Below are 22,424 nucleotides of genomic sequence, written 5' to 3'. Positions count from 1 at the left end.
TTGGTAGTGGCGATGGGGGCAAATGCGGGAGTGACAGGCGATTACTTGGCAGCCGCTGGTGCGGCTTCAGCCGTGGCCGATGCCAGCTTTTCGTCGGCCTTGGCCTTGGCTTTCTTGGCCTTGTGATGCGCCTTGGCCTTGGTGGCGGTGGCTTCCGTCTTGGCGCTGGCAACTTCCGTTTTCGCGGCGACGACAGCCTTGGCTTCTTTCGCATCGGCTTTGACGACGGCTTGCGCTTCCTTGGCATCCGCTTTCACGACGGCCTTGGTATGCGCCGCTTCCACTTTGGCGGGCACCGGTGCTGCCGGGGTTTGGGCGAAGGCTGCGGTGGCGAACAGGCCGGCGATCAGGGTAGCAATTACTTTTTTCATGGTGCAGTCCTCGGTGGTAGTTTGTCTGGTGTGCCGGGATGATTCCCGTGTCACTGAGCATAAAACGCGGCCGGGATGCAGACAGTTGACCTCGTTTACACTTTCTTACAATCAGGTGTTTTATCGGCTGTTATTGCGTGATGGTGGCATGAAAATGCAAAAAGACAGCCGAAGCTGTCTTTTTGTACCGTGCGGAAGGCGGCGGATTACTTGGCTGCGGCGGTTGCTTCAGCTTTGTCTTCGGCGGCCTTGGCCTTGGCTTTTTTCGCCTTGTGGTGGGCTTTGGCCTTGGTGGCGGCGGCGTCAGCCTTGGCGCTGGCGACATCGGCCTTGGCATCGGCGGCAACGGCTGCTTCTTTGGCGTCCGCTTTCACGACGGCCTTGGTTTCCTTGGCTTCTGCTTTGGCCACTTCCTTGGTGTGCTTGGCTTCGGCCTTGGCAGGCACAGCTGGCGTTTGAGCAAAGGCTGCGGTAGCGAACAAGCCGGCGATCAGAGTAGCGACGATGTTGACAGTGCGTTTTTTCATGATGCAGTTCCTCGAGAAGTGGGGTTGTAGTTCAGGAGATGCATTTCCCCTGTCACTGAGGCAAAAACGCGCGGGGAGGTCATCAGGTTGACAGCGCATTACAAACACTTACATTTAGTTGTCCATCCATCGCATGAGCTTGTCATTGGGCGGTGTACGCATTCTGTTAGCTGGCGTACCGCGCCGCGCCCGACAGCGGCCTAGACTGGAAACCTGATCCTATCGACGGAAGCGCCATGACAGCCGCCTTGAAGACTTACCGCGCGAAACGCAACTTCGCCATCACGCCCGAACCGGCCGGCGGCGACGAGGCGCCAGGCGAGGCGCTCAGTTTCGTCATCCAGAAGCACTGGGCCAGCCGCCTGCACTACGATTTTCGCCTGGAACTCGATGGCACCATGAAAAGCTGGGCCGTGCCGAAAGGCCCCAGCTACGACACGCACGACAAGCGCATGGCGGTGCAGGTGGAAGACCATCCCATGTCCTATTCCAGCTTTGAAGGCACGATCCCGGAAAAACAGTATGGCGCGGGCAAGGTCATCATCTGGGATAAAGGCACGTGGCAGCCGCAAGCGGCCACGCCCGATGCGCGCAAGGCGCTGGCGGCGGGCGAGCTGAAATTTACCTTGCACGGCCACAAGATGCACGGCAAGTGGGTGCTGGTGCGCATGAAAGGCAAGGGCGACCGGCGCAGCGAAAAACAGCCCGCGTGGCTGCTGATCAAGGAGAAAGACGACTATGCCCGTCCTGCTGTCGAATTTTCCGTGGTCGACGAATTGCCCGACAGCGTCAAGGACAAGGCCATGCCCAAGCGCAAGAAAAGCGCCGGTCCGCCGGCAGCGCCCGCGGCGAAGCTGCCCGCCAGCCTGTCGCCGCAGCTGGCCACCCTCGTCGATGCGCCGCCGCTGGACGCGCACGACTGGATCTTCGAGCTGAAATTCGATGGCTACCGCATCCTCGCGCGTTGCGACGGCAAGCAGGTCGCCCTGATCACGCGCAATGGCAACGACTGGACGCACAAGCTGCCGACGCTGCATGCCGCACTGCAAAAACTGGGCTTGCCGCCGGGCTGGTATGACGGCGAAATCGTCGTCAACGGCGCCGATGGCCGGCCCGATTTCGGTGCCTTGCAGCGCGCGTTCGACGCCGAAACGACGAGCGAGATCCTATATTACCTGTTCGATGTGCCGTTTTTCGACGGCCATGACCTGCGCGGCCAACCCGTCGAGGCGCGCCGCGCACTGCTGCAGCAGTTGCTGCAGAGCTTGCCAACCTCGCCGCTCGTGCGCTTTTCCGACGCGCTCGACGCCGCGCCGCGGCAATTGCTGGCGCACGCCTGCAAGCTGGGGCTGGAAGGCGTGATCGGCAAGCGGCGCGGTTCGCCGTATGTCACGCGCCGCTCCGGCGACTGGATCAAACTGAAATGCGGGCAGCGCCAGGAATTCGTCATCGGCGGCTACACGGCGCCGCAGGGCGCGCGCGAAGGCATCGGCTCGCTGTTGTTGGGCGTCTACGATGAGGACGGGCAATTGCGCTACGCGGGCAACGTGGGCAGCGGCTTTGACGACACGGCCTTGCGCGACCTGCGGCGCCGGCTCGATGCGCTCACCGTCGACACCAGTCCATTCACGGGCAGGGCGGGCGGCGTGCGCCAGCCCCTGTGGGTCAAGCCGCGCCTGGTGGCCGAAGTGCGTTTCGCGCAGTGGACCAGCGGCGGTGCCATCCGCCATGCCGTGTTCCAAGGCTTGCGTCTGGACAAGAAGCCCGCCGCCATCGTGCGCGAACGGGCGCAGCCCGTCATCAAGGAGAACACCATGCAGGACAATGCGGAGCCGGACAGCGCCTTGCCGGCCAGTTTCAAGGTCAGCCATGCGGACCGGGTGATCGACCGGGACAGCGGCGCGCGCAAGATCGACCTGGTGCGCTATTACGCGCTGGTCAGCAAGCTGATGCTCGTGCATCTGCGCGGGCGGCCCGTCTCGCTGGTGCGCGCGCCGGCCGGCGTCGGCGGCGAGCTGTTCTTCCAGAAGCATGCGGATACGTCGAAGATGCCGGGCGTCAAGCAGCTCGCGGCGCGCCTCGATCCCGAGCATCCGCCCATGCTGGAAGTGGCCAGCGCGCAAGGCTTGCTGTCGGCGGCGCAATGGAACGTGGTGGAGTTCCACACGCAAAACGCGCTGGCCAGCGCCTATGACACGCCGAATCGCCTGGTGTTCGACCTCGACCCCGGCAAGGGCGTGGCCTGGCCCGCCATCCAGGAAGCGGCCGTGCTGCTGCGCGCCTTTTTAACGGAGCTGGGTTTGCCCGCCTGGCTGAAAACCAGCGGCGGCAAGGGCTTGCATGTGGTCGTGCCCATCCGTCCCAAGCATGACTGGGACACGGTGAAAGCCTTTTCGCAAGCCATCGTGGCCCACATGGCCGAGCTGATACCGCAGCGTTTCGTCGTGAAAAGCGGACCGTCCAACCGGGTCGGCAAGATCTTCATCGACTACCTGCGCAATGGGCGCGGCGCCACCACCGTGTGCGCGTGGTCGGCCCGCACGCGCTCGGGGCTGGGTATTTCCGTGCCGCTGGGCTGGGATGAGCTCGACAAGCTGAAGGCGGGCGACCAGTGGAGCGTCGGCAATGTGCACAGCCGCCTCGACGTGGGCAATGCGCCGTGGGATGGCTATGCGCGCAGCGCCAAGGGCATCGATGCGGCCATGAAAAAGCTGGCCTTTACTCCTCCGCCTTGAATGGCAGCGTGGCGCGCGCCAGTTGCAGGGCTTCGTCGATGGCGGCGTTGAGCTGGGGAATCTCGACGGGTTTGGTCAGGTAGCGGAAAAATCCCGCGGCCAGGCCATGCCGGATATCGCCTTTCATGGCGTTGGCCGTCAGGGCGATGACGGGGATGTGCGCCGTGCGCGGATCGTTGCGCAGGATGCGCTGTGCCTGGTTGCCGTTCATGCCGGGCAGGTTGATATCCATCAGGATGACATCGGGATGGCGTTCCAGCGCCAGCGCGATACCCTGGCGCGCATCGGTGGCCGAGATCATGCGCAGATGCGGCAGGAAACTGACGATGTCTTCCACCAGGCGCAGGCTGGCCGGATTGTCTTCCACGTACAGCAGCAGGGCCTGGCCGCTGGCATCGTCGCCGCCTGCGCCGGCATGCTCGGATAGCTCATCCGTGTCCAGCGGCGCGCTGGCGGGCGGCGCGGCCATGGTGTCGAGTTCGATCCAGAACACGCTGCCCTCGCCGAGGCAGCTGTGCACGCCCATGCGTCCGCCCATCAGTTCGACCAGGCGCTTGGTGACGACCAGGCCGATGCCCGTGCCTTCTTCGCTGCCCGCCTCCTGCCCCAGGCGGTTAAACGGCTGGAACAGTTCGGCCATCTGCGCGTCGTCCAGCCCCTTGCCCGTGTCGCGGATGGCGATGCGCACGCACAGCGCATCGGGCTGCGAGACTTCCAGCTCGACCCTGCCAGCGGGGCGGTTGTATTTGATGGCGTTCGACAGCAGGTTCAGCAGCACTTGCTTGAGGCGCGTATGGTCGGCCCTGAGCGTCAGCGTTTCGCAGGCCGGAAAGATCAGGTGGATCTGGCGCTGCTGCGCCTGTTCCTGCACCATCACGCGCACTTCCTCGATCAGCGCGGGCAGCGTCACCGCTTCCATCGACAGGCTCAGGCTGCCTGATTCGATCTTCGCCAGGTCGAGGATTTCATTGATCAGGGTGAGCAGGTGGCGGCCCGAGGTGACGATGTTTTGCACGAAGGTGCGCTTTTGCAGCACCGTCGCGGGCAGGGCTTCGTTGGCCAGCAGCTGGGCAAAGCCGAGGATGGCGTTCAGCGGCGTGCGCAGTTCGTGCGACATGCTGGTGAGAAAGCGGTCCTTCGCCTGGCTGGCGCGCTCCAGTTCGACTTTCTGTTCGTTGAGCGTGCGCTCGATGCGCTTGCGCTCGGAGATGTCGCGGATGGCCGACGACACGAGCACGCCTTCGTCCGTTTCCAGCGGCGACAGGCTGATTTCCACGGGAAACTCGGTGCCATCGCGGCGCAAGCCGTACAGTTCCAGCCCGGCGCCCATGGAACGGGCGCGCGGCGCCTTGGAAAAAGCCTGGCGGTGCTGTGGATGCTCATGCGCGTAGCGGGCCGGGATCAGCACTTCCACGTTGCGCCCCAGTAACTCCGCGCGCGAATAGCCGAACAGGCGTTCCGTTTGCGAGTTGACGAGCACGATCTCGCCGTCGCCGTTGACGATGACGATGGCGTCCGGCGCCGATTCGAGCAAGCCGCGGAACTTCTGCTCGGCCCGGCGGCGGTCGCTGACGTCGCGGATGGCGCTGATGACGAAAGTGCCGATTTCCGTCTGGATGGGCGAGAGGCTGATTTCGACGGGGAACTCGACGTTGTCCTTGCGCAAACCCAGCAATTCCAGGTCGGCGCCCATGGTGCGCGTGCGGGGCTGGTCGAAATAGCGGGCGCGGTGCGCCACGTGCGAATGGCGCAGGCGTTGCGGCAGCAGACTATCGATTTGCCTGCCGTTCAATTCGCCTTCCGCGTAGCCGAACAGGCGCTGCGCCTGCTGGTTGGCCAGCACGATGGCGCCCGTGGCATTGACCATGATGACACTGTCCGGCGTCGATTCGAACAGCACGCGGTAGCGCACCTCGACGAACTGGGCGTCGCGCGCCGCCTTCAGCAAGGTCGTGTCCTTCATGGTGGAAATCAGGTAGCGGGGCGTGTCCACCGCGGCCTGTGCGGCCTGGCACGCCACGTCCACGTGGATGAGTTCGCCATCTTTGCGCCGCCGCAGCGATTCGCGGTCGTAGCTGCCGTGCAGGGTCAGCTGTTCGTCGATCAGCAGGGCCGCTTCGGCCTGTCCTGGCAAGGAGATCAGTTCCCACAGCGTGCGGCCCAGCGCTTCGTCGCTGGCATAGCCGAAAATGCGCTGGGCACCCACCGTCCAGCGCACGATGGCATGGTCTTCGTTTGTGATGACAACGCCGCCAGGGGCGCCGCTGAGGATAAGCTGATCTAGGTCGGCATCCATTTTTTCCGCACGCGTGACAGGGCTTGCCGGCTGGCAGGCCTGTGCATAACGTAGCGAGAAGCCTGATCAAAGTCAATGCCTTTATATTATCGACACTGCTCCCGGGCCGGGGATGGCGGCTCACGCCGCCTTGCGCCTGGCGGGCGCCGTTTTGCGCGCGGTGGACGGGGCCGTCCGCTTGCGGGCCGGCGGGGCGGGCGCTTTCTTGCCCAGGCTTTGCTGCAGCAGCGCCACCAGGTCGATCACATTGCTGCCGTGTTCCTCTGCCGGCGCGGGCGCGGGCGGCGTAATCGTCTTGGTTTGTTTCGCCTTGATTTTTTTCTTCACCAGCGCCAGCACGTCTTCGCGGTAGCTGTCGTGGTATTGCTCCGGTTCCCACGCTTCGCTCATGCCTTCCACGAGCGACAGGGCCATCTTGAGTTCCTTGTCCGTGATGCCCGCCGCCTTCAGGGTGCTGCCCGGCAAATCGAGGTCGTCCGTGGCGCGGATTTCATCGGCAAAGCGCAAGGTATTGAGCACGATGGCGTCGCCGATGCAGACGAGCGCGCACAAATGCTGCTTGGTGCGCATGACTACGCTGGCGATACCCACTTTATTCGCCTTGCGCAAGGTTTCGCGCAGCAGCGCATAGACTTTCTCGCCGCCCTTGGCCGGCAGCAAGTAATACGGGTGCTCGTAAAAGGTCAGCGGCACCTCCGCCGCGTCGACAAAGGTCAGTATGTCGATCGTTTGCGTGGCCTTGACGTTGGCCTGCCTTAAATCCTCGTCGGACAGCACCACGTACTCGTCCGTCTTGTACTCGTAGCCCTTGACGATGTCGTCCCACTCGACGTCCTTGCCCGTCTGCTTGTTGTAGCGCTTGTAGCCGATGGGCGCGAAGTCGCGCCGGTCCAGCATGGACAAGTCCAGCTCATGGTCGAGGCTGGCAGAAATCAGCTCGACGGGAATGTGCACGAGGCCGAAGCTGATGGCGCCTTTCCACAGTGCGCGCGCCATGGCCTAGTCTCCCACCGTGCCGGTGACGGGCAGGACGATGCCCGTGATGTAGCTGGAACAGGCGGGCGAGGCGAGGAAGACGTAGGCGGGCGACAGTTCCTCGGGCTGGGCCGGGCGGCGCATGTCCGTGTCGGCGCCGAATTTCTCGATCTGCGCGGGTGACTTGTCGGCCGGATTGAGCGGCGTCCAGACGGGGCCGGGCGCGATGGCGTTGACGCGGATGCCTTTATCCAGCAAGTTGCCGGCCAGCGCCATGGTGAACGCGTGGATGGCGCCCTTGGTGGTGGAGTAGTCGAGCAAATGTTTCGAGCCTTGCAAACCCGTCACGGAACCCGTATTGATGATGGACGCGCCCCGCTGCAAGTGCGGCAGCACGGCCTTGGCCATGTGAAAGTAACCGTAGACATTGGTTTTCATGGTCAGGTCGAAACGTTCCTCGCTCAGGTCCAGCAACGATTCCGCGTGTTCCTGGAAGGCGGCGTTATTGACCAGCACGTCGATATGGTTGAATCTGGCCATCACCTCGCTGACGGCTTGCTGGCAAAAGCCCTGTTCGCGCACGTCGCCGGGAATCAACAGGCAGCTCTGGCCTTCCGCTTCCACGTAGCGCTTCGTTTCGTTGGCGTCCGCATGTTCATTCAGGTAAATGATGGCGACATCGGCCCCTTCGCGCGCATACAGCACGGCCACGGCGCGGCCGATGCCCGAGTCGCCGCCCGTGATGATGGCGACCATGCCGGCCAACTTGCCGCTGCCGCAATAATCGGGCGCCAGGAAGCGGGGTTTCAGCTGCATGTGCGCCTCGATGCCCGGCTTGTCCAAGTGCTGGGCGGGCAGGGGCGTGCCGGGCTGGCTGCGGCTGCCCGTCTGCACCGGTTGCCGGCTTTCCGGCTTGGCGGCGTCGCGGCCATCCTGCTCCTGCTGGATGCTGCGCTGCAAGTTGCCGGCGGACTGGTCCTTGTTCTCGTTCATGCTGCCTCCGTGGAAACGAAGGTCCAGTATCGGTGCGGCAGGGGCGCCATACGGTGCGCTTGCTAACAGAGTGGCGCAATCTGGCGCAAAGTTATATGATGGTTGACATTAATGTGGGAGGCGGCATGAAAGTGAGCAGAGAACAGGCGGTGCTGAACCGCGAACGCATCGTCGAAACGGCGGCCAGGTTGTTCCGCGAAAAGGGCTATGACGGCATCGGCGTGGCCGACCTGATGAAAAATGCGGGCCTCACGCATGGCGGCTTTTATGGCCATTTCGCCTCCAAGGAAGACTTGATGATCGAGGCGTGCCAGCATGCGCTGGAGAAATCGCTGGAAGGCTGGCGGGCAAAGGTTGCCAGCGACCCGCAGCGGGCGCTGCCGGAGATTATCGACAGCTACCTGACTCCGCGGCACCGCGACCAGCCCGGCACGGGATGTCCGGCGGCGGCCCTGGGCGTCGACGTGGCGCGCATGTCGCCCGGCGCGCGGCCCGCGTTTACGCAAGCCACGCGGCAGCAGTTCGCGCTGCTGGAAGGCTTGTTGCCGGAAGGCGCGCCGGACCGTGCCCCGGAGCGGCGGCGCCAGCAGGCCATTGCCACGTTTGCCGCCATGGTGGGCGCCATGGTGCTGGCGCGCGCAGTCGATGACGACGCGCTGTCGCAGGAAATCCTCGATGCCGTGAAGGCGCAATTGCTGCCAGAATAGCCTCGTCCCCCCTGTCAGCCGGCCTCGTCGCATGATAGGCTTCGGTTTTCAGATTTTGGGAACACATCATGCTGCTCTGGCTCAGGCAATACCGGCGTCCTCTGTTGGCCGGGGACATCACTGCCGGTATCGTCGTCGCCATGATGATGGTGCCGCAAGGCATGGCGTACGCGCTGGTGGCCGGCTTGCCGCCCGTGGTCGGCATCTATGCCAGCATCCTGCCGCCCGTGCTGTATGCCTTGTTCGGCAGCAGCATGACGCAGTCCGTCGGCCCCATGGCCATCGTCTCCCTGATGACGGCCGCCGCCCTGGCGCCGCTGGCCGACCTCGGCTCCTCTTTATATATCGTGCTGGCGGCCCAGCTGGCCTTCATCAGTGGCATTGTCCTGCTGCTGTGCGGCGTGCTGCGCCTGGGCTTCATGGCCAGTTTCCTGTCGCGCCCCGTGATCAGCGGTTTCAGCAATGGTGCGGCGATCCTGATCATCTGGGGCCAGATCACGTCCTTGCTGGGCGCCACCTGGCCCCACTGGCACACGCCCAGCCTGCTGCTCGGGCTGTCCAGCCTGGCTTTCCTGTGGCTGGCGAAACGCTATCTGTCGCGCCTGCTTGTGCGCTGCGGCCTGAACAAGGTGGCCGCCGACGTGGGCGCGCGCCTGGCGCCGATGGCGCTGGTGCTGGCCGGCATCGCGCTGGTCACGTATTGCGGCCTGGACACGATGGGCGTGCAGACGACGGGCCATGTGCCCAGCGGCTTGCCGGGCCTGAACCTGGCCACCTCGGGCGCACACTGGCGCACCTTGCTGTCGCCAGCGCTGCTGATCGCCTTCATTATCTTTTTGATGAGCATGTCCGCGGCCCAGACCCTGGCGCAAAAGCGCGGTGAAAAACTGCACACCAACCGGGAACTGCTGGGCCTGGGCGCGGCCAACGTGGCCAGCGCGCTGTCGGGTGGCTTTCCCGTGACGGGCTCGATTTCGCGTTCGGCCGTCAATTTCCAGGCCGGCGCGAACACGCCGCTGGCCAGCATCATCACGGCGGCCCTGCTGGCGCTGGCGCTGGTGGCGCCCACGGGTTGGCTGGCCCTGCTGCCGCTGCCCGTGCTGGCGGCCACCATCATCTTCGCCGTCAGCAGCCTGCTGGACTGGGATACCTTGAAATTGTCGTGGCGCTACGACCGCAGCGATGCGCTGGCCCTGCTGGCGACGACGGCCGGCGTGCTGGTGCTGGGCGTGGAGGCGGGCGTGGTGATCGGCGTGCTGCTGTCGATGGGCACCCTGATCTGGCGCGCCAGCCGCCCGCACATCGCCGTGCTGGGGCGTATCCCGAACAGTGAGCACTTCCGTAACGTGGAGCGCTACGAGGCGCAGACCCTGCCCGACGTCTTGCTGCTGCGCATCGATGCGGGCCTGTTCTTCGGCAATGTGGAAGCCGTCACCGAGCGCGTGGAGGATGAATTGCGCGGCCATCCGACGGCGCGCCATCTGGTGCTGGTCTTGTCGGCCGTCAATCAGATCGACAGCACGGCCTTGCTGGGCTTGATTGAACTCAACAGCGCGCTGGCCAAGCGCGGCATCAGCCTGAACCTGGCCGAAGTGAAAGGTCCCGTGATGGACCGTTTGCGCCAGAGCAGTCTATTGAAAGACCTGAGCGGCAAGCTGTACCTGAGCACGGCGCTGGCGACGGCCGATTTAAGTGGAGAAAAGGCATGACCATGGAATTGAATCTGCACGGCACGCCGCGTGTGGTGGAGAGCGTCGCCGCGCTGGAACAGGCGCTGCGGGAAGCCTTGACCCTGGCGCAATGCGAACTGTGGCTGACCATGGCCGAGGATGCGGAGCAGGGCCCGGCCCTGTGCATGCTGCGCAATGGGGCCAATGCCTGGTTGATGTATCTGTCGGGCCAGGACGACCTCAGTTATCACTCGCTGGGCGACGAGGAGGCGCACGGCGCGTGCAGCTACCTGCTGGCGAACGGGCAGGTGGACGAGTATCCGGAAGCGTGGTGCATTGATCTGGAACAATGCCAGCGCGCCTTCGTCGCGTTCTTCAAGACAGGCGGCGCGCGGCCGGCCGCCATCGCGTGGGAGGCGGATTGAGATGGCGCAAACCATCATCGCCGACATCGACCGGGACTTGCTCGCGGCGCTCAACGCCCGGGCAGATTTGCTCACGCTGCGCGCCATCCTGCTGCGCTACCACGCCAGCGGCGTGAGGGCGGAACAAGTGGCTGGCTTGCTGCAGGAATTGCGCGCGTTTGCGCAGGACGGCGTGCAGGATGAGGCGCGGGAAGACGTGATACTGGACGCCCTCGACATGGTGACGGGCTGGTGCGCGCCGCATCTGCGGGTATGGGACGGGGCAGGGGAAAACCGTGCATCCTGACAAGTTCAAGCAGGTGGCGGGCCTGCCGTCCACCGAACGCCATGGCTATTTCGTGCGCAAGGTGGCCGATACGCAAGAAGTATGGGGCTTGCACCACGACGGCTGGGCCACGGCGCAAGCGGGCGGCAAGGTGGCGATACCGTTCTGGCCGGAAGCGGCATTCGCACAAGCGTGCGCCGGCGGCGAGTGGGAATATTTCCAGCCGCGCGCCATCGCGCTCGGCGATTTCTTGGCCAAATGGCTGCCAGGCATGGCGGGCAACGGCCAGCTGGCGTCCGTTTTCCCCGTGCCGCAAGGACCGGGTGCCATCGCGGCGCCGGGCGATTTACTGAGGGATTTGCAGCATGAATCAGAACAATATGAGTGAACGCAACGATGAACGCAAGGATCGCCTCGATGCCTGGTACGACGGCTCGGCCATCTGCCTGATCGCCGTCGGCGCGCACGGCGACCCGCTGGACCTGGGCGACGACGAAGTGCGCGCCCTGATCGCCAAACTGCAGCAATGCCTGGCCGAGTCCGAGGCAGGCGCGGTGCCTGACTGAAGGTTCAGGCGGCCGCCAGCGCCTTTTCCATCGCCACGCTGGCCAGGCTGATGCCGCTCGGGTGCGCATAGGCTTCGGCCCGCAAGGCAACAAAACCGGCGGCCCGGTAAAACGGCTCCGCATTGAGCGAGGCGGACAGGTGTAAATGGGCAATGCCGCGCTGGCGCGCCAGCTGCTCCAGCGCCGCCAGCAGGCGCTTGCCGATGCCCAGACCCGCGCGCGCGGGATCGACGAACACGGCATCGACTTCCTGCTTGTCCGCATCGAGCATGGCGTAGCCGGCGATGGCACCGTCCAGCATGGCCACGATGCCGCCACCGGCGGCCAGCATGGCCGCATATGCCGGCGGCACGGGCGAGGCTGTCCACGCGGCGATCTGTTCCGGCGCATAGTGCGTGGCGCAGCTGACGCGCACGGCCACCGTGCGCAGGGCCCACAGGGCGTCGATATCAGAGGGCAGGCCGGGGCGCAGGGTGATGGACATGGCGGCTTTCGGGCAAAAGGTCCATGCTAGCGCAATGGCTGGCATTGCACCAGTACGATTGCCTGCCACGTCGGCCCGGCCGTCACTGCGCCGGCTTGTCCGGATCGATGTAATACGAGCCCGGCGGCGCACCCGGCACTTTCACGCGGAACTTCAAGCCCGACAGCAGCCTGTCCCACAAGGCGATGGCCTCCTCGTCGGTCAGCGACGCGGCTTCGGCGGCGCCGACCATGTTGTGGGCAACTTTGGTGTACATGGAGGCTTCCAATACCGCTGGATAGGCGATATCTCCTGGCGTGCCCACCAGTGTCCATTCGAAATCGTGTACGCCATCTGTTCGTCGTATCAGCGATTCCTCGCCATGCCAGTGTTGCACGTCACGTTTGCCTTCGCGTAGCAGAGTACGAGGGGGGTAGTTCTTGCCTTGCTGGTTTTTCGCTTCCTGGATGCGAGCAAGTAATGATAGTTTCCCGCGTACTTTTGCATCATATTCGGCAGGAGGATAATCGCCGTAGGCGTCTTTATTCGCAGTGATGGAAAATGTCACGTCTGGCAGGCTGGGAAAATACAGACCTGCGTCCGCCATTTCTTGATTGTCATACTTATTGTCGCTCATGAAACCACCTTCTAAGCAATGACCGGGTTCGGTAGGAATTTCATCTTGGTGACGCAGGCGCAGACTATTCGCGCGCATTAACTGTGTGGTGGCCGCACTTTTAACCGTTCCACTTCTGGGGATGGAGCCGGTAAGAACGAATGTGATATCTCCTTTGTTGACATACGTACTGAATAAAACATTGCCATCTTCTTTGGAAAATTTATTGTCAAAATAGCGAAATTGCCAGCTATTATCTATGGGGCCATTTCCGTTGGATATGATTTCAGAAGACTGGCTATTCATCTTTATTTTTCTTATATCTTCTGCTATTTTTTCATCTTTTGCAAAAATTCCGCCTTTTATAACTTCAATTTTTGACGGGGATGATATGTTTCCGTATATCAATTCAGCCTCCTTTGGGATTTCTATAGCGTAACGTCCGAAACAGACAATTTTTGTTTTTAGAAAAAGTACTTTAAGACGTTTGCTGATTTTTAAATTGTCAGGCATCTGGGGTTCCTTATCTAAATTTTTTTGTGTGCATCCGGAAATAAATGTGATTATCACAAATGTGATGATTGAAATTTCCTTCATTTTTGTTTTATTCCCCATGATTTAATCCCACTTTGCTTTTTTGGAAATTTGCACGATAGAATAAAGCATAGATGCGAGTACATTTAAATCGGCGTAACTATTCTGGTGTTCATAACCAGTCGCTGCTGCCATGCCGTGTACGAACAATGTACCCGTGATGTGTTGAGCAGAACGATCTGATGGTACGGTTCCGTCACCGCGTGCACTAGCTGGCTGTAGCTGCAATTTTAAGCGTTTCCCTCCGGCTTGGACCAGGAGTTGTCCCTTTGCATCATCTTCAAGTAATTTCCATTTTTCAGGTAGCGGCTCAAATTTATTCCATGGATCGTTAGAGCCGCTGTGAAGACCGTCAATTAACTTAAATACGACATCACCATAACTTAAGAAATTCCTCGATGCGCAATAGCTTGCATAAGTGTTAGGGTGAAACGTTTTTTCTATGGATGATAGAAATTCTGCGGCTAATTTTAATCGGTTCATTGCCATTTCTAAGCCGCCTCCATTTTCGGATGATATGCGTGCCGGATTTACCCAGTTTGGATTGATTAGTCGCCACCACGCAGTGGGTTGCTGAAGGTATATGCTTTCTAGTGCAGTCGCCTTATCGCGAGGCCAGCTCCATAAAACCTTATCCTGTGCATCTACAATTTTCAGCCAATGCTGGCCATATGCCGCACCTGGCAACATTTCCAGTGGCGCTGGTGCATTTGCTAGAATGGCCGTGGCATGTATACCGTCGATACCTAGAATGCTGGCTTCTATTTCTGCTATTGAACCTTCTCTTTCCTGAAAGCCAAAACGCATGCGTTTATACGCTCCTGCGGCGCCAATGGTCGGCATCACGTTGTGATAAATGCCGAGGATTTTCACATCCTTATCGTCAAGCATATTTCCATAGCAGGGGTGTATCAACGCCCTGGCCAGCAAACCACCCATGCTATGCGTGACGAGAATGACTTCACTACATTTGAATCCGCGTTTTTTGTAGCCTTTGACTAGGCCGCGTATTCTCTCTGCAATGGTGATAGCAGATTCACCATTGCTCTTTATGAAGTTGTAGCCCATCGCGTGCACGGGATACCAACAGGGCGAAATTTTCTTCAAGTCGTTGACATTAATGGCCTTGCCAGATGACGCACCAAAAGCTGTTGGGTCTTGCATTAGCATGGCACCAAGGCCACTTCTCCTGTGCCAGAACGGATGTACTTCTCCGTTGGAAATCATATTGTTGAGATGCTGCTCTGTGGTGCGCAACATGGTTCCGTATGCGCCGTCGAAAAGCACCTCACTCCACCCGCGCCAGCGTGCTATTTGGGCGGGACTTTGACGGGCGCGTGCTTGAGCTTGCAATGGTCCCGTTCCTGGAGATATCCCAAAGGATCCAATCAAGGGTGGGATGGGGAAAAGACTATCTGGCACATTTTGATGCCGTGCATCTGCAGCTTTGGTTTCCGCACCATCTGGATCGAAGCGGCTATTGCTCTCGGTATAGTGGTAATACTCGACTTCGGTTTCTGTGGGATCAAACACCAATTGACGCTGCCGTGGCGATGCATCTTTGAACCAGCCACCCAAGCCGTTGCCTGTGAGGACCGCCGTCTTGCCTCCCGCACCCATCATATCGTCTGGTCGCCAAGCCCGATTGTCTGGACGGCGCAATTCTTCTTGGCGAACCTTGCTCATCCTTAGATTGCTACCCATCACGCCTGGCAGGAAAATGACAGGAATGACTTTGCCTGGCGGCACGGTGACGTCATGCCGAGCAGTATCTTTTGTTTCCGTCATCGAAACAGCGAGTTCCGCCCACCCTCCCACGCCCTGACTAAACTTGGCAGGATGATTGCCGCGGTTATTCAAGTCCTCACATTTGCTCATGGCAGTTCTCCCTTATAGCGAATGATGTAGCTGTCCATGCCGGTGGATTTTTGTCGTTGCGTGGAACCGTCTTCCGCGCTTTTGCCGGCCATGTTGCCGTCATCGCGCAGGATTTCAAAAGCAAGGCCAACAGCCGGCGTATCGTCGGCATTCACTAGCAACACTTCCTGATCAAAACTGCTGTGTGGCCTCTCATTGAATTCCTGCGACACGCTCTTCGGCGCCAGGGTTTCCAGGTTGCCATTGAAGAGCACGGGGGAGGAGGTGAAGAACTGCACCTTGTCGCTGATTTCCAGCATGTGGTTGGCGCCGTGCAGGCGCACGCCTTTCTTGCCCTTGATGTCGACCCAGTCCGCTTCGCTGATGAGCGACAGCACTTTCCGGGCGAGGATTTCCACCTCGTCGCTGTGCGCCTCGATGGACACCTTGCCGCTGGCCGCGATCAGCTTCATGCCGGCCTTGTGCACGAACAGGCTGAAGCTTTTGGCGATGCTGGCAAACATGCTGTCGCCGCTGGCGAGTGAAATATGCTTGCTGCTGGTGAGCGCCACATGCTCGCTGGCGGCCAGGTGGATGGACTGGGCCGTGCTCAGCTCGATGCCGGCCGGGCTGGCCAGCACCAGATGCGGTTCGGACAGTTCCGGGAAATCGCCGCCGCTACCCTTGATGGCGGTGTTTTGCCGCTGGATGGCGTCGGCCACGGCGCCTTGCTGTGCGGTACTGTCCTGCGCGCCCGCGCCGACGGCCATGCTGGCCAGTCCCTCTTGCAGTTGGCGTGCCTGCGCCAGGCGGGACTGCGTTTCGTCGAGCTGTTTGACCGATCCAGTTCCTGCCGGTGTTTCTGTGGTGATCAGCATGCCCCTGGCGGCACGCAGGGCACCCCAGGCGTTGCTGGCCAATTCAAAGCCGACGCCGCGCGCTTCCTTGCGGCCGGCATTGTCGTCGATGCGGGTGATATTGCCCAATGACAGCCGGCTATCCTGGTGCTCGCTGCGCAGCTGTGCCTGGATCGCGCCCTTGGTGTCGTCGAGTACCAGATGGTTGGCGCTGCGGGCGCCCAGTTCACGGCTGCGCACGCCGGACAGCGCGCGTTGCTGCGGCAATTGCCACGGCGGCGGATTGGCGCTGTTGTAGACCACGCCGATGACGATGGGGTGGTCGATATTGCCGTCCTGAAATTGCACGACCACTTCCTGGCCCACGCGGGGCAAGGCGATCTGTCCCATTTGCGCTCCCGCCATCGGCATCATGACCCTTATCCATGGCGAGCTGCGTTCATCGAATGTGCCCAGGCGGTCCCAGTGAAATTGCAGGCGGATGCGTCCCAGGGCGTCGGTATGGATTTCTTCCCCGGCCGGCCCGACCACCAGGGCCGTCTGCACGCCGGCAACGAGGCAGGGCGTGCTGTTGTAGCCGCGCCCGGGGCGCCAGCGGATGTCCCGCCGTACGCATACGAGCGTGTTCGCATAGTCAGATGGCGCGCTGGGGCCTGCCTGATAATTGTTGCTGGCGATATGCTCGGCTGACAGGATCAGGTACTCGCGTTCGGCAATACTGTCCGGGCGCTCCTCGCCAGGCTGATAGCGTTTTTCCTCGGCGCTGAAATGGCCGTCGAGCCGGAAACAAAGGCCGGGCTGTACCCCACGGTGATTGCCTGCCGCCTCGAAATACTGGCGCAGATGGTCGCTTTCTTCCATGCGGCGCTGTGCCAGGGACTCCCCATCATCGACATTGCTGTAGCCATAGGCGCCCGTGTTTTCATACAGTTCGTGGGCAAATACGTCGCCCTGGCGATTCAGCGAGTAGCCGCTGGCAAGGCGTGGCTGCGGATGCTTATAGTCGAAACTGGCCAAGGTCAGCTGCCCGGAGCCGATCCGGCGCACGGCTTGCCATTGTTGCAAGCCATCGTCTTCCATGGAACCCGACCCGGAGTGGAAACGCATGGCGCCGTCGCCGGATGCCGTGGCGATCATGTCCGCCAGGGTGCTGTTGTCTGCGAGCCACAAGGTATGGCCATCGGCGCGATGCTCGTACCAGTAATGCCAGCCGAGGGCTTCCCAGCGCCGGTGCAGGTGGTTGTAGTCGGTTTCATTGTGCTGGTTGGCGCAGGTGATCTGCGGATCGTCGCCATGGATGCTGGTTTTCCAGTCGCGCTGCCCGTAGTGCGCAAACGTTGTTTCGGTCAGCTGCATCACGCTTTGGCCATGAAAGGACACGTTGTCCTGGCGCAGCCGGGCAAAGGCCAGCCACGGTTGCAGCACCATCCTGTACCAGGCGAAGCCGCCGTCGGCGCGCAGCAGGCGGAATTCGCCCACATAGCCGTTAAAGTGGCGCAGCGTGCCATCGTCGCGCACCATGGATATGGTCACCATGCGGCCCATCATGGCCTTCAGGGCGATATGCGCATCGTCGGACAGCAGTTCCACCTCGAAACGGAAGTCGCGCGAGATTTCCTCGCGGGCGGTCAGTGAATTGACCAGCAGGATGGCGCCGCCCGGGCCGTCCTCGCGGGGGAAATCGATCCGCAGCAGGCGCCGCTCCTGCGCGGCGAGGTCGAAGGCGGACAGCGCCGCCAGGCTACTTTCCAGCATGGCCATCCTCCGCTATAACGATGTGATCAGGTGTGCGCCGCAGGCGGTGGCATCGCCGTCATAGGCGTATGGCTTGCCCATGTGTTTTGCGCCGGCGCCGTCCGGCGTGATGGGAAAGTTGCCCTTGCACTTGGGACAGAAGGTTGTGTCATCGGCCAGCGCCGCCGTCTTCCCCATGACGGTGCTGCCGGACGATGCACTGGTCACCTTGCCGCCGTGATCGGTTGCGTCTCCGAGCCGGATGACACCGCGTCCCTCGTGTTTCATGTGCGCCTCCCTTTCTGTATGCGTGTTCAAGACATCTTCAGCAAATAGCGCACTTCGGCATTGCGCACCGTGCCTGGCGCAGGTGGCAGGAAGGCCGTCCAGCCCAGGCGGCGCCTTTCTGCTGGCCGCGCGTGCAGGATCAGCGGCGTCATGCACGGTGGACTCAATATCAGCCGTACCTCATATTGCATATCCGGTACGCCGAATAGCGCCAGCATTTTTGCCAATGCCGCCGCGCCTGCGCTGCGCGGCAGGAAACGTTGCAGATCGGCCCAGTCCAGCGGGCCGATATGCAGGCAGGCGCGCCTGTCGTGCCGCCACAGCCGCAGACCCAGCGTTGCGCCGCGCGACAGGGTAAAGTTGCTGCTGCCAAGCAGGCTGAGTCGATCTCTTGCCAGGTAATCCCAGCTGCCGATAAACTGCTCCAAGCTGACTTGCACGCCGCAATATTCGGCCAGCACGCGACCGACCGCTTGCGCGGAAACGGGGCGGCAGCGCAGCAGGCCCGCATACCAGGCCGCGGCATCTTGCGCCACTTTGCCAGGCTCGTTATTGGATGGGAGCACATTGCGCTGCACCCCAGCCAGTGCCATCAGTAAAGGCAATTGCGCATCGTTTGCCTGGGTCTCGCGCGACGATTCAAGGCGGTATTTTTCCCACGCCTGGAAAAACAGCATCACCATGCGTTGCGAAAAGATATCGAGGAAGGCCGAGACGCCGGCGTCCTTGGTCGCCAGGCGATACGCGGCGATGCGTTCCGAGTGATGCAAGGGCAAGGTGCCGCTGCCGCCCAGAAAACTCATGAACGTGGGCACCAGGGCCATTTCCCCGTTTTCTTCCAGCGACAGCCGCTCGATTTCGCTGGCCGGAAAACTGAGCGACAAGCTGTTCTGGAAGCGCAATACCTGATTGAACGCTTGTGTATGCGTCATATTCTGCTGGCGTAGCCAGCGCAGCAGAATACGCACCGCCTGTACGAATTGATAGCGGTACGGTTCGGCCAGCAAGTGCCGGATTACACCAGATTCTGCAGTCCGCTTCTTGGCTTGCATCGGATCAGCTCCTCTCCGCTTTGCAATGACAGCACCACCAGCTCGATGAAACTGTTGATTTGCACGTACAGTCCAAGGAAGTGATCAATGACCTGCACAAACAAGTGCATGCCGCTACCGACAAATGCCTCCTCGTCAAGGGTGATGCATACTTGCACGCCATGCGCGAGGGAGGCGCCGCGCCTGTGCCGCAGCCATGCCGTGGTGGGCGAGTGCGCCAGCGCGACGATGCCGCTGATCTGGCGTTGGGAGGTGGCTGACTGGGACAGATCATAGAGTGTCAGCATTTCGCGCAGCGCCGGCAGGCCTTCCTGGACCAGTGCATGATGATTCAGCGTCAGGTGCGAGATCAGGCGCCAGTGCAGGCCCGCACCGGGTGAGAAGCGCCGTGGCGGGCTGGGGCGTCGCAGCAGTTGCAGTGCCGGCCCGCCGCCGCATGGTTGCAAGTCCCCCTGTTGCTGGCCGTATTTGAGGGCAAGCGGCAGATCGCGGTTACTGCAGGTCAGTGATAGCGACAAGCTGGCCTTTTCATGGATCAGGGGATTGAAGTCGCCATCGACCAGCGTCAGCCGTTTTTCATGTCCAGGACTCATGCTGGCAAGCGTCGTGTCATGTCGAACGACCCAGTAGTGGCCTTGTTGCGCAGCGCCCTCACCATGGCGCAGGCTGTACAGCGGGCGGAACTCGGTGAGGGTGCTGTCGCCGCCGCGCTGGCGCAGCATGCGCACCGCCTCGACGGTGACGACTTCATAGCCATGCGCATGGGTAGCGTGGGCCAGCACGGCGTAGTCGGTTTTCTGCCGCGTGACGGCGATCGGCACGCCTTCCTGGCGGAACAGATTGATTGCCGGACTGCAGCCCAGTTTCAAATTGTCGCTGGAAAGGCTGGACAACATGCGCGCCGCATCGGAGTCCGGGCGCAAGCCTCCCATGCACAGATGCAGGGTGAAACACTGGCAGCCAGGCGGCAGGGCAACGCTCAGCGCAGCGATATCGATGTCAAAGAAATTGAATTTCTCGGGATACGCAAAGTATTCGCCAAGAATGCGGTAGGCGGGCTGCGAACGCGCGCCGAAAGGCAGCAATGCATCGGCCTCGGCGAAGCCGGCTGGAGCCAGGGGCACGGAGGGCAACGCAATCCATGGCGCCGCGTCGGCGGCAACAAAGGCGCAGACGGTACGCAGGAACAAGGCATCGCGCAGCGCAGCCGAAAAGGAAGCCTCGCCATCGATGAACACGCGCAGCGACGCAGGCGCTGTATCGACATGCCGGATGCGGATGCTCAGCGACGAAGTGACCGATGCTGGCAGGCGTATGCCCGGCGGCGCCTGGATCATCGCATCGAACGTCGTCTGCTCCAGTACCGATGCCCCAGTCGTCATGTCGTAGACCGTCTTGAAGCGGCAGCGCACGCCGCGCACTGGCGTGGAATCCATTTCGCTGCCGGCCGGCAGGTGCGATACGCCGGTGCCTGGCGCGGGCGCCGCCTGGCGCACGATGGCGCAAGAGGGAAAAGGGCGCAGGTAATGGGGGAACAGGGCTTCGAACAAGGCTTCGGTAAATTGCGGATAGTCGTCATCGAGCCGTTTCGAGATGCGTGCCGCCAGCATGGCTACCGATTCGATCAAATGCTCGATATGCGGGTCTTCGCAGGCCTCGCCGGACATTTGCAGTTTGCCGGCGATGCGCGGATAGCGTTCGGAAAATTCCCGGCAATGACGCCGCAGCATCACCAGTTCGCGTTCGAAATATGGCAGCAAGTCTTCCATTTTTACTGTTCCCGGTCACACGGCTTGGCGTCAACTATTTCTGGCGCGCAGTGCAGGGACATGGAGAACTCCCTGGCAGCTTTGCTGCGGCATGGCCAGTATCCGAGCGTTCGCTCCAAGGTAAATTGCGTTTGCGCAAATGATTGAGTCAGCTTGCTGCGCAACATCAAGAACTTTCAAGCTGGCAACAGCAGACTGGCAAGGCAGCACGATCCCGACGCCACCATGGAGAACACAATGACTTTGCCAGCAAAACTACTTTGGTCGGAGGGCCTGGCCATCGGCCCGCAGCAATTCCAGCAAATGGACCGTTACCACGAGGCGCGCCTGCAGCGCCTGGTGTCGTTAATCAATCCGCATTTGTGGGGCGTGCATGCCATCAGCTGGAATGCGGATGCGCTGGCCAATAACAGCTTGCGCGCGGACACCATGTCACTCGTCTTCCAGGATGGCGAGATCTGTGACGCGCCGCTCAGCGATGTTTTGCCCAGCGCGGTCGATTTGAGCAAACTGCCTTCTGACGAACATAGCTTTACCTTTTATGCCGCACTGCCGGCCATGCAGGCGCATGGCGGGAATGTGCATTCTGCGGGCGCACGCTATGTTCAGACGGATATTGAAACGCCTGATTTATATAGCGAAGCGGTCAGCATTGACGTCGCCTATCTGAAAAAACGCGTGTATCTGCTGTCGCAGCTGGACCCGCTGCATGACTATCTGGCGATTCCACTGGTGCGTTTATATCGCAGCGGCAATGGCAGTTTTGAGATCGACAGCACTTTTATTCCGCCAGGCCTCACCATCAACGCGGACCCGGCGCTGCGGAAAATGCTCGATTCGCTGATCGAACGCATGGGAGCGAAAATCGAGGCCTTGTACGGCCGGCACCGGCAGCCGGGCAAGAGCACGGTTGAATTCCATGGCGGTGACGCCTCCTCGTTCTGGATGCTCAACACCCTGAGTACGGCCAGTGCCGCGCTCAGTCATTGCGCCAGTTACCGGCGTCACCATCCCGTGTATCTGTTCGAGAAATTGATGACCCTGGCCGGTGGCTTGATGACGTTCTCGAAAAAATACACCTTGAGCGACTTGCCCGCATACCGGCACGAAGACGCTGCGCCCGGTTTCGGCAAGCTCGATGGCATCATTCGAGACTTGATCGATACGGTGCTGCTGTCGCGTTACTTCCCGATCGCGCTGTCGAACGACGCGCAAAAAAACACCCACTATCATGCCTTGCTCGACACGGCGCGCATCGACCGTCAGACCGAACTTTGCCTGGCGGTGAATGCGGACATGCCTGCGCTGGAACTGGTCGCGGCCGTGCCCCTGCAATTCAAGATTTCATCGCCTGACAATATTGAACTGTTACTGGGACGGGCATTGCCCGGCATCGAATTGCGGCATATGGCGCAGGTGCCGGCGGAAGTGCCGGTGCGCCCGAATACCTATTATTTCTCGATCGAAAACAAGGGCGTCATGTATGACGCAATGATCAAGGCCCAGGCAATCGCGATTTATGTGCCGTCTGGAATAAGGGGACTGAAGCTGGAATTGTTCGGCATCAGCGGCACCGCCGGATAGCCATGCCGCACATGTTGCGCGCGGCGGTGCCAGCAGGCGTCAAGCCAAACAGGCAATAAAAGTTTGCCCGAAGGAATAGA

At 61.2% G+C, this 22,424-nt stretch carries 20 protein-coding genes; 8 read left to right on the top strand and 12 right to left on the bottom strand.

The features are described from left to right. Positions 1-41: 41 nt before the first annotated feature. On the bottom strand, positions 42-371 hold the full coding sequence (locus tag BM193_RS00535; RefSeq protein ID WP_092794326.1) for a hypothetical protein: 330 nt from the start codon (positions 369-371) through the stop codon (positions 42-44). 206 nt (positions 372-577) lie between these two features. Then, positions 578-898, bottom strand: a complete 321-nt coding sequence (locus BM193_RS00530; protein WP_092794324.1) for a hypothetical protein — start codon at positions 896-898, stop codon at positions 578-580. 236 nt (positions 899-1,134) lie between these two features. Between BM193_RS00530 and ligD the strand changes: the two genes are divergently transcribed. After that, positions 1,135-3,633 (top strand): DNA ligase D, encoded by a 2,499-nt coding sequence (ligD, locus tag BM193_RS00525; RefSeq protein ID WP_092794322.1) that lies wholly within the window; start codon positions 1,135-1,137, stop codon positions 3,631-3,633. On the opposite strand, the gene BM193_RS00520 is transcribed toward ligD, so the two are convergent. The 3 genes from BM193_RS00520 to BM193_RS00510 all read right to left on the bottom strand — a co-directional run bounded on the left by BM193_RS00520 (position 3,617) and on the right by BM193_RS00510 (position 7,897). Further along, entirely contained in the window at positions 3,617-5,929 is a 2,313-nt protein-coding gene (locus tag BM193_RS00520) for a PAS domain S-box protein (RefSeq protein ID WP_175533111.1), read from the bottom strand. The two genes, ligD and BM193_RS00520, sit on opposite strands and share 17 nt — an antisense overlap. Positions 5,930-6,049: 120 nt before the next feature. Next, a complete protein-coding gene (locus BM193_RS00515; protein WP_092794319.1) occupies positions 6,050-6,925 on the bottom strand; it encodes a non-homologous end joining protein Ku in 876 nt (291 codons plus the stop codon). Positions 6,926-6,928: 3 nt separating this feature from the next. Continuing rightward, on the bottom strand, positions 6,929-7,897 hold the full coding sequence (locus BM193_RS00510) for an SDR family oxidoreductase (protein WP_092794316.1): 969 nt from the start codon (positions 7,895-7,897) through the stop codon (positions 6,929-6,931). Positions 7,898-8,022: 125 nt separating this feature from the next. On the opposite strand from BM193_RS00510, the gene BM193_RS00505 reads away from it, so the two are divergent. The 6 genes from BM193_RS00505 to BM193_RS00480 all read left to right on the top strand — a co-directional run bounded on the left by BM193_RS00505 (position 8,023) and on the right by BM193_RS00480 (position 11,530). Continuing rightward, a complete protein-coding gene (locus BM193_RS00505; RefSeq protein WP_092794313.1) occupies positions 8,023-8,604 on the top strand; it encodes a TetR/AcrR family transcriptional regulator in 582 nt (193 codons plus the stop codon). Between the two features lie 68 nt (positions 8,605-8,672). Further along, complete coding sequence (locus BM193_RS00500; protein WP_092794310.1) at positions 8,673-10,313, top strand: SulP family inorganic anion transporter; 1,641 nt, start codon at positions 8,673-8,675, stop codon at positions 10,311-10,313. Then, positions 10,310-10,699, top strand: coding sequence for an Imm1 family immunity protein (locus BM193_RS00495; protein ID WP_092794307.1), 390 nt, complete (start codon positions 10,310-10,312; stop codon positions 10,697-10,699). Before BM193_RS00500 ends, BM193_RS00495 begins: the two co-directional genes overlap by 4 nt. Before the next feature lies 1 nt (position 10,700). Beyond that, the gene (locus BM193_RS00490) at positions 10,701-10,985 is read left to right on the top strand and encodes a hypothetical protein (RefSeq protein WP_092794304.1); all 285 of its coding nucleotides are present in this window, start codon (positions 10,701-10,703) and stop codon (positions 10,983-10,985) included. Continuing rightward, positions 10,975-11,352: a DUF2750 domain-containing protein gene (locus tag BM193_RS00485; protein WP_092794301.1), complete on the top strand. Its 378-nt coding sequence runs from the start codon at positions 10,975-10,977 to the stop codon at positions 11,350-11,352. Before BM193_RS00490 ends, BM193_RS00485 begins: the two co-directional genes overlap by 11 nt. Further along, positions 11,345-11,530 carry a hypothetical protein gene (locus BM193_RS00480; protein ID WP_092794299.1) on the top strand — a complete coding sequence of 62 codons (186 nt, stop codon included), beginning with the start codon at positions 11,345-11,347 and terminating at the stop codon, positions 11,528-11,530. The genes BM193_RS00485 and BM193_RS00480 overlap by 8 nt, the downstream gene beginning before the upstream one ends. 4 nt (positions 11,531-11,534) lie before the next feature. Here the strand turns inward: BM193_RS00480 and BM193_RS00475 are convergent, their stop codons facing one another. The 7 genes from BM193_RS00475 to tssF all read right to left on the bottom strand — a co-directional run bounded on the left by BM193_RS00475 (position 11,535) and on the right by tssF (position 20,760). Further along, a complete protein-coding gene (locus BM193_RS00475) occupies positions 11,535-12,014 on the bottom strand; it encodes a GNAT family N-acetyltransferase (RefSeq protein ID WP_092794296.1) in 480 nt (159 codons plus the stop codon). 82 nt (positions 12,015-12,096) lie between these two features. Then, complete coding sequence (locus BM193_RS28640; RefSeq protein ID WP_254785752.1) at positions 12,097-13,224, bottom strand: T6SS immunity protein Tli4 family protein; 1,128 nt, start codon at positions 13,222-13,224, stop codon at positions 12,097-12,099. Between the two features lie 3 nt (positions 13,225-13,227). After that, positions 13,228-15,081, bottom strand: a complete 1,854-nt coding sequence (locus tag BM193_RS00465; RefSeq protein ID WP_092794293.1) for an esterase/lipase family protein — start codon at positions 15,079-15,081, stop codon at positions 13,228-13,230. Continuing rightward, positions 15,078-17,672: a type VI secretion system Vgr family protein gene (locus BM193_RS00460; RefSeq protein ID WP_254785751.1), complete on the bottom strand. Its 2,595-nt coding sequence runs from the start codon at positions 17,670-17,672 to the stop codon at positions 15,078-15,080. Before BM193_RS00460 ends, BM193_RS00465 begins: the two co-directional genes overlap by 4 nt. A 12-nt stretch (positions 17,673-17,684) precedes the next feature. Beyond that, complete coding sequence (locus BM193_RS00455; protein ID WP_092794287.1) at positions 17,685-17,939, bottom strand: PAAR domain-containing protein; 255 nt, start codon at positions 17,937-17,939, stop codon at positions 17,685-17,687. A gap of 26 nt (positions 17,940-17,965) precedes the next feature. Next, a complete protein-coding gene (gene tssG, locus BM193_RS00450) occupies positions 17,966-18,991 on the bottom strand; it encodes a type VI secretion system baseplate subunit TssG (protein ID WP_092794284.1) in 1,026 nt (341 codons plus the stop codon). Then, positions 18,955-20,760, bottom strand: coding sequence for a type VI secretion system baseplate subunit TssF (gene tssF / locus BM193_RS00445; RefSeq protein WP_092794280.1), 1,806 nt, complete (start codon positions 20,758-20,760; stop codon positions 18,955-18,957). Before tssF ends, tssG begins: the two co-directional genes overlap by 37 nt. A 237-nt stretch (positions 20,761-20,997) precedes the next feature. Between tssF and tssK the strand changes: the two genes are divergently transcribed. After that, on the top strand, positions 20,998-22,344 hold the full coding sequence (gene tssK / locus BM193_RS00440; RefSeq protein WP_092796911.1) for a type VI secretion system baseplate subunit TssK: 1,347 nt from the start codon (positions 20,998-21,000) through the stop codon (positions 22,342-22,344). Positions 22,345-22,424: the final 80 nt, after the last annotated feature.

It is taken from the genome of Janthinobacterium sp. 344, from assembly GCF_900112025.1.
In the GTDB taxonomy this organism is placed as follows: Bacteria; Pseudomonadota; Gammaproteobacteria; order Burkholderiales; family Burkholderiaceae_D; genus Janthinobacterium.
The sequence above is the reverse complement of the archived record's forward strand: the minus strand, read 5'-3'. Positions and strand labels throughout refer to the sequence as shown.

Excerpts from the sequence above, each read along its gene's own strand:
- BM193_RS00495 (WP_092794307.1), top strand. The coding sequence starts at position 10,310 with ATGACCATGGAATTGAATCTGCACGGCACGCCGCGTGTGGTGGAGAGC.
- tssK (WP_092796911.1), top strand. The coding sequence starts at position 20,998 with ATGACTTTGCCAGCAAAACTACTTTGGTCGGAGGGCCTGGCCATCGGC.
- BM193_RS00520 (WP_175533111.1), bottom strand. The coding sequence starts at position 5,929 with ATGGATGCCGACCTAGATCAGCTTATCCTCAGCGGCGCCCCTGGCGGC.
- BM193_RS00535 (WP_092794326.1), bottom strand. The coding sequence starts at position 371 with ATGAAAAAAGTAATTGCTACCCTGATCGCCGGCCTGTTCGCCACCGCA.
- BM193_RS00480 (WP_092794299.1), top strand. The coding sequence starts at position 11,345 with ATGAGTGAACGCAACGATGAACGCAAGGATCGCCTCGATGCCTGGTAC.
- BM193_RS00515 (WP_092794319.1), bottom strand. The coding sequence starts at position 6,925 with ATGGCGCGCGCACTGTGGAAAGGCGCCATCAGCTTCGGCCTCGTGCAC.
- BM193_RS00460 (WP_254785751.1), bottom strand. The coding sequence starts at position 17,672 with ATGCTGGAAAGTAGCCTGGCGGCGCTGTCCGCCTTCGACCTCGCCGCG.
- BM193_RS00510 (WP_092794316.1), bottom strand. The coding sequence starts at position 7,897 with ATGAACGAGAACAAGGACCAGTCCGCCGGCAACTTGCAGCGCAGCATC.
- BM193_RS00530 (WP_092794324.1), bottom strand. The coding sequence starts at position 898 with ATGAAAAAACGCACTGTCAACATCGTCGCTACTCTGATCGCCGGCTTG.
- BM193_RS00500 (WP_092794310.1), top strand. The coding sequence starts at position 8,673 with ATGCTGCTCTGGCTCAGGCAATACCGGCGTCCTCTGTTGGCCGGGGAC.
- ligD (WP_092794322.1), top strand. The coding sequence starts at position 1,135 with ATGACAGCCGCCTTGAAGACTTACCGCGCGAAACGCAACTTCGCCATC.
- tssF (WP_092794280.1), bottom strand. The coding sequence starts at position 20,760 with ATGGAAGACTTGCTGCCATATTTCGAACGCGAACTGGTGATGCTGCGG.
- tssG (WP_092794284.1), bottom strand. The coding sequence starts at position 18,991 with ATGCAAGCCAAGAAGCGGACTGCAGAATCTGGTGTAATCCGGCACTTG.
- BM193_RS00490 (WP_092794304.1), top strand. The coding sequence starts at position 10,701 with ATGGCGCAAACCATCATCGCCGACATCGACCGGGACTTGCTCGCGGCG.
- BM193_RS00455 (WP_092794287.1), bottom strand. The coding sequence starts at position 17,939 with ATGAAACACGAGGGACGCGGTGTCATCCGGCTCGGAGACGCAACCGAT.
- BM193_RS28640 (WP_254785752.1), bottom strand. The coding sequence starts at position 13,224 with ATGGGGAATAAAACAAAAATGAAGGAAATTTCAATCATCACATTTGTG.
- BM193_RS00475 (WP_092794296.1), bottom strand. The coding sequence starts at position 12,014 with ATGTCCATCACCCTGCGCCCCGGCCTGCCCTCTGATATCGACGCCCTG.
- BM193_RS00505 (WP_092794313.1), top strand. The coding sequence starts at position 8,023 with ATGAAAGTGAGCAGAGAACAGGCGGTGCTGAACCGCGAACGCATCGTC.
- BM193_RS00465 (WP_092794293.1), bottom strand. The coding sequence starts at position 15,081 with ATGAGCAAATGTGAGGACTTGAATAACCGCGGCAATCATCCTGCCAAG.